Below are 14,263 nucleotides of genomic sequence, written 5' to 3'. Positions count from 1 at the left end.
AACGACGCTGCCCCGATGCGGACGATTTCCCTGCCCGCCGGCGCGACGAGCCGGTCATTGCCCCGGGATCGGGGGGATCAGTGCCTCGAGGTCCCTGCGCAGCCCGGTTGCGCCGTCGCCGCAATGCGTCAAGCCGAGCCGCGCAAACGCGACGGACGCCGCAACCTGCCCTTGAGCCTGCCGCAATCGCGCCAGCGCCAGCGCCATCCGGGCCATGGTCGCCGCGAACCCTGAAAAATCGTATCGTCCGTGCGCGAAATCGTCCGGCGTGACCGTGTTCATCGGCATATCCGGCGTCGCCAGCCGGTCGAGCAGCGGCCGGCCGGTCTCCACGTAGACCCGTGCGGCCGCCGACACCGCGGCGCGCAGGCTCTCGGCGGCAGGCGCATGGCTCCACCATTGATCCGCGCCGCGCTCGGCCAGCCGCCGCCGGAACTCGCACAGCGACTCCGTCAATCGCTTCGGTTCCGGCGCATTGCCCAGGGCATCGGGAATCGCCAACGGCTGCAGCCCGAGATTGATGGCAAAACGCCCGCCCTCTCGCGCCCCCTGTATGTTGACGACCTGCACCCACGCGTTGCGCACGCGCCGGAAAGTGCGGCCGGAGCCGGCGAATCCGTCCGCGCGAAGCGATGGCGCGAGAGATTCGCGGATGACCGTGTCCAGTTTCAGTACGTTGTCTTCATTCATCGGTGTTTCCCCCGGGACGTTGCTGGAAGATACCTGTCCGGCATTCGACGATGACCGCGCAGCCAGTGCCGACGAGCGAACGATCGCGCGGTCGCTGTTCACGCTCAGGACGAAACCTGACCGGATCGCATTCGGAGGTCCCTTCGCGGGAGTGGATTCATGCGCCGGGCGTGTTTGCACATCGGCTCGTGGCACCCGGCATGCGTTGCTCGCAGCGGGCCCGGACACGCCATGCCGAATGCCGTTGCATTCGAACCGGACGATCCGCCGGCTCGCGCTCGTTCGCTACGCCGTTTCCTTCTCGTGCGGCTGCATGGCGCGCTGCCGGGCGACGCGCTTCATGTAGCGATCGGTCGCCAGCGCGACGACCAGCGCGGCCAGTTCGCACAGTCCGCCGATCATGCCGATGTCGGAGACGGAGCGGTACGCGACGATGAACGATCCGATGGCCGCGCCGAACGCGAAGCCGAGATACGTGAACGACGAATTGAGAGACAGCGACACGGGCGCGACATCCATTCCGCCGATCGCGATCAGCTTCGCCTGCTGCGCGGGATTGAACGCCCAGCCGGCGGCGCCCCAGACCGCGATCGCGACGAGTATCGCGATACGCGCATACACCGGCTCGAGGTGCTGCGCGCTGAACGACAGGCTCTCGTACGACAGCATCATCGCGACCAGGCAGACGATCAGCACCTTACGGCTGCCGAACCGGTCGATCGCGCGGCCGCTGATGAACACGCCGATCCCGGCGAACACGCCGTACAGCAGCAGCACGGCGCCGACCTGCGCGACGCCGAAGCCGGGTTGGCCCGTCAGGAAGGGCGCGAGGTACGGATAGATGATCCAGATGCCCGCGGCCCACAACGCCGTGATCAGCAGCGTCACCAGAACGGCCGGCTGGCGCGCCACCGCGACGCGTTGCGCCAGGCTCGGCACCGCCGTGTTCGCCCCGATCGTGCGCGGCAACCCGAGCACCACGCCGAGCGTCACGATCGCGGACAGCACGCCGATGCCGGCGAACGTCGCCCGCCAGCCGAAGCGCTCGCCGATCCATGCGCCGAGCGGCACCCCGAGCGCCACCGCGATCGTGATCCCGCCGTGCACCGTCGCGAGCGCGCGGCCCCTGCGCTCCGGCGCGACCAGCGAGCTCGCCAGCGCATTCGCGCTCGGCATGTACAGCCCGGCCGACACGGCCAGCAACACGCGCGTGGCCAGCAAGGACAGATAGCCAGGCGACGCGCACGCGGCGAAGTTGGCGGCGGTGAAGCACAGCAGCGCGATGATGAGGAAGCGACGCCGGTTCACGCCGGCGCTCAGCGTCGTCAGGATCGGCGAGCTGATCGCATACGCGAGCGAGAATACGGTGACGAGCTGGCCCGCGGCCGCGAGGCTGACCGACAGGTCGTTCGCGATGATCGGCAACAGCCCGGCCAGCATGAAACCTTCGGTGCCGATCGCAAATGCGCCGAGCGCCAGACAGTAAAGCGCGGCATTGTGTTTCAGTTCGGCGGCAGACGCCATGACGTGTTCTCCAAACGAATCCAGCCGGACGTTGCGCCTGTCGATGCCGCGAACCGGATACGGGCAGGCACGCGGAGGGCGGCGGCTGCTCGAGCGGGAATGCGGCGCGTGCCGACTGCGCGGTACCGTCCCGAAGGCCCCCTCCATGCGGGATGGCATGCGAAGGGCGGGCCGTCTCCGGCGATTGATTGACTGAAGGCACCCCGACCACGTTCGTACGTGGCGACCCGGTGCCGGTGTGTCGACTATGTGGAAAACCGGCGGGCATCGACGGCGGGCAACGGACGCCATGCGCGCGCTACGCCGACCATGCCGCGATCGTGTCTCGATCGTTCCGGCCTGTCTTGACAGGTCGCCAGCCTAACACTGTCCTCGCCGTCGTGCGAGCGGGTCGCAGGAGTCGATTCGTCAAGTGCCCGCGGAAGAAAGACGGCCGAATTCCCCGAAAGCGGACATATCGCGCGAATTGGCCGCGAATCCTTCATTTACGATCTTTTTAAGTGACGTGTCGTCATGCCCGGATACGCCACAAGCCGCTCGGCCAATATATGATTCGTCACCAGCCAGCCGTCCATCAGATCGAACGAATGCCCAATTTCCCCCCCGATCTACGCCAGTGGTATTACTTCGTGGCCGTTGCCGAGGAACGGCATTTCGGCCGTGCGGCCGCGCGCCTCTCCATGACCCAGCCGCCGCTGTCGCAGGCCATCCGCTCGCTGGAGCGCGAGCTCGGCGTCGAGTTGTTTGCGCGCACGAAGCGCACGGTTGCGCTGACCGCGGTCGGCGAGGCGCTGCTGCCGGAGGTGCTCAAGCTGCTCGCCGCGGCCGAGGCGCTTCCCCCGCTCGCGCAGAGCCTCGCGCTCGGCGAGACGGGCAGGCTGTCGCTCGCGTTCGTCTCGATCGCCGATTACGGGCTGCTGCCTTCGCTGCTGCGCGAGTTCGGCACGCGTTATCCGCTGGTGCGGCTGCAACTGACCGAGGCGACGAGCGACGTGCAGATCGAGGAACTCGCCGCGGGCCACATCGACGCCGGCCTGATCATCCCGCCGGTGCCGCCGCGCTACGTGGCCGAGCTGTCGTACCTGCCGGTCCTGAACGAACCGCTCGTGCTCGCGATGCCGACGGCCGTGTCGAACGCGCCCGAAGAGGTGCCGATTCACCTGAAGGACGTTGCGGCGCTGCCGCTCGTGATTTTTCCGCGCCGTCTCGCGCCGGGGTTCTACGACGCCATCATGGGCTGCTACAGCGCGGCCGGCGTGGTCCCGCGCATCGGCCAGGAAGCCATCCAGATGCAGACGATCGTCAGCCTCGTTTCGGCCGGCATGGGCGTCGCGCTGGTACCGCAATCGTTGCGCAACCTGCGACGCACGGGCGTCGTCTATCGGCCGCTGGTGCACGGCCCGTTCTTCGTGGAAACCGGCCTCGTGTGGCGCAAGGGCGATATCGGCCACGTGCTCGCCGGCTTCATCAACATCGTGCGGACACTCGCCCCCGCGTAATCCGGCTGCACGGCGCGCGGGTGCCGTATTGCCGCGGCGATTTCCTCATCCGTCAGTCGCTGAACGAGCGACACGGGAATCGCGGCCGGGCGGCCGTGCAGCGTCGCGCATGCACCCGCCATTCTCCGGCAGCGAAATCGCGCTCCCGTTCGCCGCGAACGGCAACGGGAACGCGTAAGGCGCGCCGTCGCGATCGACACCGGCAGGCCGCGCGCCGTCAGGCAAGCGGCCGGCCGGCGCGATCCCGGGATCGAAGCAGCACCCGGCCGGGCTCGCCGCAGGCCTGAAGCAGCGAGCCCGACCCGCCTGTCAGGCCTTCCCGTGCCCCTGCGAACCCGGGCCCGACGAGAATTCGCGCACGCCGTCGCGATTGATGCCGAAGCCGAGGCCCGGCGCGTCGGGCAACGCCAACGTCCCGTTCTGCTCGGTCGGCAGGCCGGTAAACAGGTTCCGGCAGATCTCGACCGCGACGACGTGCCACTCGACCGAGCCGCCGTTCGCGAGCCCGCCGTGCAGATGCATGTTGTGGAACGGGAACGTGCCGCCGTTGTCGATCGGCACGCCGAACGCCTGCGCGAGCGCGGCCGCGCGCGCCGCCACGGTGAAGCCGCCGCACACGCATACGTTCGGCTGCAGGATGTCGACGGCGTCGTTGACGAGGAACTCCCGGAACCGGAACAACTGCCCCTCGCTCTGCCCGGTGGCGACCGGAATGCCGCCGCGCTTTCGCAGATCGGCGAGCTTGACGGGGTCGTTGTCGGCGATCGGCTCCTCGAAGAAGCCGATGTTGCAATCGGCCACGCGCTCGGCGAGCCGCATCGCATGATAGTGATCGAGCCCGCAGTTCGCGTCGATGTAGATCTCGGCGGCGTCGCCCACCGCGTCGCGCACGGCGCGCACGCGCGCCACGTCGTCCGCGACGACCTGCTCGAGCGGCCGCCCTTCGTTGCGGCGCGCGAGCGCGTGATAGCCGACGATCATCTTGATGCGCCGGTGCCCGCCCGCGACGAGCGCGCGGGCGGCGTGCACGAGTTCCGCACGCTCGACCGACGCGAAGCCGAACGTCGTATAGAGCGGCACCACGGGGCGCGCGCCGCCGAGCATCTTCCACACCGGCATGCCGGCGATCTTGCCGATCGCATCCCAGACCGCGATGTCGATCGCGGAGATCGCGTGCCCCGCATAGCCGGTCTGCCCGCGCGGGCACAGCAGCCAGTACAGCTTGTCGAGAATGCGCTCGCGCTCGACGATGTTCATCCCGACCAGGTTCGGCGCGACGACGTGATCGATCGCGGCGGCCACGACGGCCTCGTCGGTGATCGCCGTGAAGCCGTGCCCGACCACGCCCTGCGACGTCTCGATCTCGACGATCACGCCCGACAGCCTGCCGGACATCCGGACGCCGGCGATCTCCGCGTCGCCGCGCGCGAACACCGGCGTCGCGGTGATTTTCACGATGTTGTGCTGCATGTCTTCTCCGTTATTTTTGAGGGTGACCACGGGACTACGTCCGGCCGCGCCGTCGCGCGGCATCACCGCCTTTCCGCGCGACGCAGCACGAACGTGAGCCCGATGCCGGTCAGCAGGCCCCAGAACGCGCCGCCGATGCCGAGGAACGCATGGCCGGCCATCGTCACGAGGAAGGTCAGGATCGCCGCTTCGCGCGTGTCCTTGTCGGTGAATGCGTTGAGCAGCGCGCCGCCGAGCGCGTTCATCAGCGCGAGGCCGGCGACGGCCTCGATGATGATCGGCGGCGCGACCGCGATGAACAGCGTCGCGGCGCTCGCCGCGAGCCCGTACACGACGTACGCGGCGCCGCAGACGATGCCGGCCCAGTAGCGCCGCGCTTCGTCGGGGCCGGCCTCGTCGCCCGCGCACAGCGCGGCGGTGATCGCGGCCAGCCCGATCGGCGGGCCGCCGAACGGCGCCGCGAGCAGGCTGCATACCCCGGTCGCCGTGAACAGCCGCGATGCTTCGGGCCGGTAGCCGTTGACGTTGAGCACCGCGACGCCGGGGATGTTCTGCGACGCCATCGTCACGATGAACAGCGGCACCGCGACGCTCACCATCGTCGACGCCGAGAACACCGGCCCGACAAGCGCGAGATGCGGCAGCATGCCGGCCGCGCCGATCCCGCCCGTCTTCGCGATGAACGCGATCGCGACCAGCGTCGCGATCGCCGCGCACGGCACCGCGAGGATCTTGCGGACCCGCATCATCACCACCCAGACGAGCAGGATCGGCGCGACGTACAGCGGATACTGCGCGAGCGCGTGCACCGGTGCGACGCAGAGGTTCAGGATGATCCCCGCGAGCATCGCGTTGGCGATCGGCAGCGGGATCCGCGAGATCGCCCGGCCGAGCGGCTTCCACATCCCGGCCAGCGTGAGCAGCACGCCGGTCAGCACCAGCGCGCCGACCGCGGCCGGATAGCCGCCCTTCACCGCGCCCAGGCCGAGCAGCAGCGCGGCGCCGGGCGTCGACCATGCGACGCTGACGGGCATCCGGGTCCGGTAGCTGAGCACGATGCCGGCCAGCCCCATCACGATCGAGACGGCCATCAGGCCGGACGCGGCCTGCGCGCGCGTCGCGCCGACGTTCGTCAGCGCGTTCACGATCAGCGTGAACGTCGACGCGAAGCCGACGAACGACGCCAGCAGGCCCGCGCCGGCCGCCCGCGCCGAGAAGCCGTGTTCGGTTTTCATTTCAGCAATACTGCTCATCTGTCCTCCGTGGGATGGATTCGATACGGCGGCGGCCGCGTCAGCGCGCGTCGTGCGTCGGCTCGCCGCATTCCTGGTTCAGCGTTCCCGCGTGATACGCGGCGAGGAACGCGTCGAAGTTGCCGATCTGCGTGCGCTCCAGGTCGGCCTGGCGACCCAGCGATTCGGCGGCCGTCGCGTCGAAGCGCGCCAGCACGTCGGCCGGCAGCGGCCGTGCGCGGAACGCCTCGGTATGCGCGAGCGTCTGCCGCATCCCGAACGCGAAGCACGCGCCGCGCGGGTCGTCGCGCAGCGTGTGCAGCGCATCGAGCACGCGCGCCGACGGCGTCGCTTGCGGGTCGTCGAGCTTCACGTACTGCGCGTCGAGCGCGGCGGTCGTACGCGTGTCGCCACGCTGCAGATCCAGCACGCCGGCCGCCTCGTTGATGCGCGCGAGCAGTTCGTGCGCCCACGTGCGCAGCGCGACGCGTTCGTCGCCGCGCTGCAGCTCGAGCCCCGGGCGCCGCCCTTCCCGCGCGACCGCCGCGAAGTTGCGCCGGCACGCGTCCTGCTCGGCGCCGGCCAGGCACGGGCTGTCGTCGAGCGCGCAGAACAGCAGGAACGCATCGACGAAGCGCAGCGTTGTCTCGGCGACGCCGTGCGGCGCGAACGGATCGATGTCGAGACAGCGCACCTCGACGTATTCGATGCCGCGGCTGCGCAGCGCATCGAGCGGCCGCTCGCCGCTGCGCACCGTGCGCTTCGGCCGGATCGACGCGTAGAACTCGTTCTCCATCTGCAGCAGGTGGGTACTGAGCTGCAGCCACTCGCCGTCGCGCTTCGCGCCGATCGCCTGGTACTCGGGGCACGGCTGCGCGACCGCGCGCGCGAGCCCTTCGAGGTACGCGGGCAGGTTGTCGAGACACGGCGCGAATGCGCCCTGCACGCGATTCTGGTAGCCGAGGTCGCTCATGCGCAGGCTCGTCGCATACGGCAGGTACAGCGTCTGCGCATCGAACATGTCGAGCCCGTGCCGGCCGCCCGCGACGAAACCCGCGCACAGCGCCGGCGACGCGCCGAACAGGTACGGCAGCAGCCAGCCATAGCGGTGGAAGTTGCGGATCAGCGCGAGATAGCCGGCCGAGCGCGCGTCGCGAACGTCGCGGCCATCGCGGCCGGACTGCTCGCATCCGTCGCGCACGTCGCGCAGCAGCGGCCACACGGCGTCGGCGAGCGAATGGTTGTAGTGGATCCCGGCGATACACTGCATCGCCTTGCCGTAGCGGAACGCCAGCCCGCGCCGGTACACGTGCTTGAGGATGCCGATGTTCGACGTGCCGTACCACGCGATCGGAATGCGCCGGTCGTCGTCGAGCGGGCACGGCATCGACTGGCTCCACAGCAGCTCGTCGCCGATCGCGTGGCACGCGAAGCGGTGCAGCTCGTCGAGCCGCTCGATCACGTCGGCCGCATCGTGCTGCGGCGGCGTCACGAACTCGAGCAGCGGCTCCGCGTAGTCGGTGGTGATCGACGGGTGCGTGAGCGCCGCGCCGAGCGCGCGCGGGTGCTGCGTCAGCGCGAGCCGGCCGGCGGCATCGACGCGCAGCGTCTCGCGTTCGACGCCGCACAGCCCGTGGCCGAGCAGCGGCAGGTGCGCGGCGTCGCTCAGTACGCCTAGCCGGCGGCGATACGGCGTCGTCATCCATGTATGTCTGCGTGAATCGTGGGTCATCGCGGTCTCCCGGTGCGAAGTCAGGCGAGATGCCGCTCAGTCGAGCGGGCTCTTCGGCCGCGGCAGGCCGATATGCTCGCGCAGCGTCGCGCCTTCGTAGCGCGTGCGGAACAGGCCGCGCCGCTGCAGCTCGGGCACCACCATCGTCACGAAGTCGTCGTAGCCGTCGGGCACCGTGTAGAACACGATGATGAAACCGTCGCAGGCCTCCGTCATCAGCCACTCTTCCATCTGGTCCGCAATCTCGGACGCGGTGCCGACCATCTCGCCGGTGCCGGATTCGGCCGCGCGCTTCGCCAGCTCCCGCACCGTCAGCCCCTCGCGGCGCGCGAGCGCCGCCCATTCGCGCTGGTTGCCCTGCCCCTGCTCGGTGTGCGGCAGCTCCGGCAGCGGCTTGTCGGGATCGAACTTCGAGCAGTCGACGCCGAGCCGGATCGACAGGTTCGGGATGTTGCTGTCCACGTGCACGAGATCGTCCATGTAGCGCTTCTTCGCCAGCGCCTCCGCACGGGTGCGGCCGACGTACACCTGGTTGGCGGGCAGGATCTTCACGTGGTCGGGATTGCGCCCGGCCGCGACCGCGCGCGACTTCACGTCGCGATAGAACGCGCGGCCCGTCTCGATGCTGCGCGCGTTGCCGAACACGAGATCGGCCGACCGCGCGGCCATGTCGCGCGCCTCCTCCGACGCGCCCGCGAGCGCGATCACCGGCCAGCCCTGCACCGGCCGCGCGATGTTCAGCGGCCCCTTCACCGAGAAGAACTTGCCCTTGTGGTTGAGCGGCCGGATCCTGTCGAGATCGGAGAACACCCCCGCCTCCTTGTCCATCACGAGCGCGTGATCGGACCAGCCATCCCACAGCCCCGTCACGACCTGGAAGAATTCCTCGGCGCGCTCGTAGCGCTCCGCGTGACGCAGCGCGGTCTCGAGCCCGAAATTGAGCGCGGCCTCCGGGTTGACCGTCGTCACGATGTTCCAGCCCGCGCGCCCGCCGCTCAGGTGATCGAGCGACGCGAAGCGGCGCGCGAGCAGGTACGGATCCTCGTAGCTCGTCGTGCCGGTCGCGATCAGGCCGATGCGGTCGGTGCACGCGGCGATCGCCGACAGCATCACGAGCGGGTCGTACGACGTGATCGTGCCGCTGCGCTTGAGCGCGTTCGGCGGCATCGGCATCACCGCGAGATGGTCGGCGGTGAAGACCGCGTCGAAGCAGGCGTGCTCGAGCTTCTGCGCGAGCGACCGGATCACCGGCCAGTTGAAATTCGCGAGCGTCGGCGCGTTCGGATGCCGCCACCATGCCGTGTGCAGGCAGATGGGTCGCATGAATCCACCCAGGCAGAGTTGCTTCGTCATACGGGGTTCCTCGTCATTGGAAGGCTGCGCAAAGCGTGCGGACCGCGCGTGGCCGGCCCGTCAGCGCGCGTCGTTGAAGCGGGCGAAGCCGGCCTCGAGATCGCCGATCAGGTCGTCGGCGTTCTCGAGACCGATGTGAAAGCGCACGCACGGGCCGCCCGGGTCCCAGTGCGATGCCGTGCGGTACGCGCTGCAGTCGAACGGCATCGCGAGGCTTTCGTAGCCGCCCCACGAATAGCCGAGCCCGAAATATTCGAGCCCCTCGAGCAGCGCGGCGACGGCCGGCGCGGGCGCCGGGCGCAGCACGACGGAGAACAGCCCCGTCGCGCCGCTGAAGTCGCGCGCCCACAGCGCATGGCCGGGATCGTCCTCGAGCGCCGGATAGCACACGCGCCGCACCTCGGGGCGCGCGGCGAGCCAGCGCGCGACGCGCAACGCGTTCGCCTGGTGCTCGCGAATCCGCACGCCGAGCGTGCGGATGCCGCGCAGCGCGAGAAACGCGTCGTCCGAGCCGATGCACTGCCCGGTGTCGCGCTGGTACTGCTCGAGCGCCGGCAACGCGCGCGCGGACGCCGACACCATGCCGATCATCACGTCGGCATGACCGGCCAGGTACTTGGTGCCGGCCTGGATCACCAGATCCGCGCCGTGCGCGAACGCATCGAAGAACAGCGGCGTCGCCCACGTGTTGTCGAACAGCACCACCAGCCCGCGGTCGTGCGCGAGCGCGGCGAGCGCCGGCACGTCGCACATCTCCATGCTCTGCGACGCGGGCGCCTCGAGATACAGCGCCCGCGTGTTCGGCCTGATCAGCGCGGCGAGCGCGTCGACCGACGCGCACGGCGCGAAGTAGGTCGTCTCGATGCCCGCGCGCCGCAGCACGCCGTCGCACAGCTGCCGGGCAGGCTTGTAGACCGCGTCGGTCATCAGCAGGTGGTCGCCCGCCGACAGGCACGACGACAGCGCGGTCGTGATCGCCGCGAGCCCGGACGGGCACAGCACGACGCCCGCGCCATGATCGAGCGCGCGCACCGCGTCCTGCAGCGCGGCCGTGGTCGGCGTGCCGCGCCGGCCATATACATACGGCTGCGTGTAGCCGAGCAGGTCGGCCACGCTCGGCGCGAGCACCGTCGAGCCGCGATACACCGGCGGATTGACGAAGCCGTGATGCGCGGCCGGCGCGCGGCCGCCCGTGACGAGCACGGTGTCGACCTGCGCGTCGGCCGCCGGACGGTTCGGGGCGGGCCGCATGGTCAGCCCTTCACGATCCGCACGGCGCCGCGCGCGGCGCTCGTGGTCATCGCCGCATACGCGCGCAGCGCGCCCGACACGCGGCGCTGCCGCTTCTCCGGCTGCCACGCGCGCTCGCCGCGCTCTTCCATCGCCGCGCGGCGACGCCGCAGTTCGTCGTCGGAGACCAGCACGTTGATCGAGCGGTTCGGGATGTCGATCTCGATCGCGTCGCCGTTCTCGATCAGCCCGATCTCGCCGCCCTCCGCCGCCTCGGGCGACACGTGCCCGATCGACAGCCCCGACGAACCGCCGGAGAAGCGCCCGTCGGTGATCAGCGCGCACTGCTTCGCGAGCCCCTTCGATTTCAGGTAGCTGGTCGGATAGAGCATCTCCTGCATGCCCGGCCCGCCGCGCGGCCCCTCGTAGCGGACGATCACGATGTCGCCCGGGCCGACCGCGCCGCCGAGGATGCCCTCGACCGCTTCCTCCTGCCCTTCGAACACGCGCGCGGTGCCGGTGAACTTCAGCATCCCGCCGTCGACGCCCGCGGTCTTCACGATGCAGCCGTCGCGCGCGATGTTGCCGAACAGCACCGCGAGCCCGCCGTCGCGCGAGAACGCGTGCTCGGCATCGCGGATGCAGCCGGTCTTGCGGTCGATATCGAGTTCGTCGTAGCGGTTTTCCTGGCTGAACGCGACGTGCGAGCGCACGCCGCCCGGCGCGGCCCGATAGAAGCGCGACACGGAATCGACGCGATTGCGCATCACGTCCCACCGGGCGAGCGCGTGCGCGACGCTCGGCGCATGGACGGTCGGCAGCGTCGTATTCAGCAGCCCCGCGCGATCGAGCTCGCCCATGATCCCGATCACGCCGCCGGCGCGGTGCACGTCTTCCATGTGCACGTCCTGCACGGACGGCGCGACCTTGCACAGCACCGGCACGCGGCGCGACAGCCGGTCGATGTCGGCCATCGTGAACTGCACCTCGCCTTCGTGCGCGGCCGCCAGCAGATGCAGCACCGTGTTGGTCGAGCCGCCCATCGCGATGTCGAGCGTCATCGCGTTCTCGAACGCGTCGCGCGTGGCGATCGAGCGCGGCAGCACGCTCGCGTCGTCCTGCTCGTAGTAGCGGCGCGCGAGATCGACGATCACGCGCCCGGCCTCGAGGAACAGGCGCTTGCGATCGGCATGCGTCGCCAGCACCGAGCCGTTGCCCGGCAGCGCGAGCCCGAGCGCCTCGGCGAGGCAGTTCATCGAGTTCGCGGTGAACATCCCGGAGCACGAGCCGCAGGTCGGGCACGCGACGTTCTCGACCGCGCGCACCTCGTCGTCCGTCACCTGCGAGTCGGCGGCCACCACCATCGCGTCGATCAGGTCGAACGCGCGGCGCTTGCCGCGGAACGTCAGCTTGCCGGATTCCATCGGCCCGCCCGACACGAAGATCACCGGGATGTTCAGGCGCATCGCGGCCATCAGCATCCCCGGCGTGATCTTGTCGCAGTTCGAGATGCACACCATCGCGTCCGCGCAGTGCGCGTTCACCATGTATTCGACCGAGTCGGCGATCAGCTCGCGCGACGGCAGGCTGTACAGCATGCCGTCGTGGCCCATCGCGATGCCGTCGTCGATCGCGATCGTGTTGAATTCCTTCGCGACCGCGCCGGCCGACTCGATCTCGCGCGCGACGAGCTGGCCGAGATCCTTCAGGTGCACGTGCCCGGGCACGAACTGGGTAAACGAATTGACGACCGCGATGATCGGCTTGTCGAAATCGGCGTCGGTCATCCCGGTGGCGCGCCACAGGCTGCGCGCGCCCGCCATGTTGCGGCCATGGGTGGAAGTGCGTGAACGATAGGTAGGCATCGTGATCCTCTGTAAATTCGGTTCAAAAAGACGGGTGGGCAACCGTCAGTGCGGCCGCCCGGCCACACCCCAGTTGTTGTCGTTCTTCGCGAGCGTCGGCAGCACGAACGACAGGATCTTTCTCCGGTCGAGATCGGACGACACGCTGAGCTTGTATTCGAGCGCGGTCAGCTTGATCACGATGGACCTGAGCGCCTGGGTCAGACGTTCATAGCCCCCTTCGAAATAGAGCGTGCCGCCACGCTGCGCGATAACGCCGTGGCGGGACAGGTAATGAAACAGCGCGACCGACGAGCGCGCGTCGTAGTTGTCGAGCGGCGGCGCCTGCAGCGGATAGCGGATCAGGCGCTCGGCCAGGATGTACTGGATCGATGCACGCAGCACGCGGTCGTCCGAGCGCATCCGGAACAGCGCGAGGATCGACAGGATGTCCACGCGCAGTTCCTCCGCGCCCGCGCCGTTGCGGGTGCTTTTCGCATCGAGGTTCTCCGGGATCGGCAGGAAGCCGGTGCGATGGTGGAATTCGTGCAGGTGGACCCAGATCGCGCTCGCCTGCGTGAGCAGCGCGTCGTCCGCCGCGAGCAGGTCGGGAAACGCGGTCGGCGACCAGCTGGCCTCGATCGCCGGGCGCGTGTAGCGCTTGAAGCGCTCGACGAACTTGTCGATGAAGTAGTACGCCTTGTGATAGGCGTGCAGGTCCGCGTCGATGAAGTTCTCGCCGAACACCGCGACCGCGAGCGGATTGCGGAAGCCGTCCGTGCACATGCGGATCTGCACCGGCAACGCGTTGCCGTCCGGCGCGATCGCGAGCACGCTCGGCGGAATCGGCACGGGCGCGATCGCGGCCGCCTCGAGGAACGCATCGGCGTTGTACGGCACGTCGAAGAACCCGAGGATGAAGCTCGGGTCCACCGAGTACGTGAGGTCCAGCAGGCGCCCCGACGCGAGGCAGCGGTTCTCCAGCGTCACCAGCAGCGCGCGCACGTGCGGGTTGTCGGCATAGTCGCCGAGATGCGCACGGGCGCATTGCGCGATACGCGCGACGTCGGTGCGAAAGCCGCCCGCGAGAATCTCGCTGCGGCAACGATTGGTGGCTTGTACGATTTCACGTTTCATGTCGGTCATCCTGTCGGCACGCGTCGTCAAACGACGCGGAATTCGCGCTGCAGATAGACGAGCGTGTCGTCGTCGGGCGCCGCGCAGTGCAGCGCCACCACTTCGCCGACCAGCAGTTCGTGCGTCGCGGCGCTCATCGACGCCACGAGCCGGCAATCGAGCGCGATGCATGCACTCGCCAGCACCGGCGAGCGCGTCGCGAGCTCGCCCCACTCGCCCACCGTGAAGCGCGCGTCGCGTTCGTGCGCGGTGCGGCCCGCAAACACGTCGGCGAGCAGGCGGTCGGCCGCGCCGAGCGTGTTCACGCAGAACACCTCGTTCGCGATCAGCCGCTGTGCCGACACGCTGCCGCGATTGACCGACACGAGCACCGTCGGCGGCGCATCGGACACCGACAGCACGGCGGTCGCCGTCATGCCGCAGCGCCCGGCCGGGCCGTCGCTCGTGAGCACGTGAACGGCCGACGCCACGCGGCACATCGCGTCGCGAAAGCGCTGCGGCGAAGTGCCGATCGACTGGTCGGGGAACCGTGCGGGTTCGTTGTGGATCATG

11 protein-coding genes are annotated in these 14,263 nt (G+C 69.4%); 1 reads left to right on the top strand and 10 read right to left on the bottom strand.

The features are described from left to right. Window positions 1-54: 54 nt before the first annotated feature. Both GQ57_RS19820 and GQ57_RS19815 read right to left on the bottom strand, forming a co-directional pair. On the bottom strand, window positions 55-690 hold the full coding sequence (locus tag GQ57_RS19820; protein ID WP_034198813.1) for a DUF4304 domain-containing protein: 636 nt from the start codon (window positions 688-690) through the stop codon (window positions 55-57). A gap of 285 nt (window positions 691-975) precedes the next feature. After that, entirely contained in the window at window positions 976-2,214 is a 1,239-nt protein-coding gene (locus tag GQ57_RS19815) for an MFS transporter (RefSeq protein WP_034198812.1), read from the bottom strand. A gap of 587 nt (window positions 2,215-2,801) precedes the next feature. On the opposite strand from GQ57_RS19815, the gene GQ57_RS19810 reads away from it, so the two are divergent. Next, a complete protein-coding gene (locus GQ57_RS19810; RefSeq protein WP_031397670.1) occupies window positions 2,802-3,713 on the top strand; it encodes a LysR family transcriptional regulator in 912 nt (303 codons plus the stop codon). A 309-nt stretch (window positions 3,714-4,022) separates the two neighbouring features. Here GQ57_RS19810 and GQ57_RS19805 read toward each other — a convergent pair whose 3' ends face one another. The 8 genes from GQ57_RS19805 to GQ57_RS19770 form a co-directional block, all read right to left on the bottom strand. Beyond that, on the bottom strand, window positions 4,023-5,183 hold the full coding sequence (locus tag GQ57_RS19805; RefSeq protein WP_034198811.1) for a mandelate racemase/muconate lactonizing enzyme family protein: 1,161 nt from the start codon (window positions 5,181-5,183) through the stop codon (window positions 4,023-4,025). Window positions 5,184-5,245: 62 nt separating this feature from the next. After that, the gene (locus GQ57_RS19800) at window positions 5,246-6,436 is read right to left on the bottom strand and encodes a benzoate/H(+) symporter BenE family transporter (protein WP_034198810.1); all 1,191 of its coding nucleotides are present in this window, start codon (window positions 6,434-6,436) and stop codon (window positions 5,246-5,248) included. A 40-nt stretch (window positions 6,437-6,476) separates the two neighbouring features. Beyond that, window positions 6,477-8,117 (bottom strand): glutamate--cysteine ligase, encoded by a 1,641-nt coding sequence (gene gshA / locus GQ57_RS19795; protein ID WP_034198809.1) that lies wholly within the window; start codon window positions 8,115-8,117, stop codon window positions 6,477-6,479. Between the two features lie 66 nt (window positions 8,118-8,183). Beyond that, entirely contained in the window at window positions 8,184-9,500 is a 1,317-nt protein-coding gene (locus GQ57_RS19790; protein ID WP_031397666.1) for an LLM class flavin-dependent oxidoreductase, read from the bottom strand. A 60-nt stretch (window positions 9,501-9,560) separates the two neighbouring features. Further along, entirely contained in the window at window positions 9,561-10,751 is a 1,191-nt protein-coding gene (gene metC / locus GQ57_RS19785; protein WP_034198808.1) for a cystathionine beta-lyase, read from the bottom strand. 2 nt (window positions 10,752-10,753) lie between these two features. Beyond that, window positions 10,754-12,595 (bottom strand): dihydroxy-acid dehydratase, encoded by a 1,842-nt coding sequence (ilvD, locus tag GQ57_RS19780; RefSeq protein WP_034198807.1) that lies wholly within the window; start codon window positions 12,593-12,595, stop codon window positions 10,754-10,756. 45 nt (window positions 12,596-12,640) lie between these two features. Continuing rightward, complete coding sequence (locus GQ57_RS19775) at window positions 12,641-13,711, bottom strand: DUF6421 family protein (protein ID WP_031397663.1); 1,071 nt, start codon at window positions 13,709-13,711, stop codon at window positions 12,641-12,643. A gap of 26 nt (window positions 13,712-13,737) precedes the next feature. Beyond that, the gene (locus tag GQ57_RS19770; protein WP_031397662.1) at window positions 13,738-14,262 is read right to left on the bottom strand and encodes a flavin reductase; all 525 of its coding nucleotides are present in this window, start codon (window positions 14,260-14,262) and stop codon (window positions 13,738-13,740) included. Between the last annotated feature and the right edge of the window lies 1 nt (window position 14,263).

The sequence above is a fragment of the Burkholderia sp. MSh2 genome, assembly GCF_000731655.1.
Classification (GTDB): Bacteria; Pseudomonadota; Gammaproteobacteria; order Burkholderiales; family Burkholderiaceae; genus Burkholderia; species Burkholderia paludis.
The sequence above is the reverse complement of the archived record's forward strand: the minus strand, read 5'-3'. Positions and strand labels throughout refer to the sequence as shown.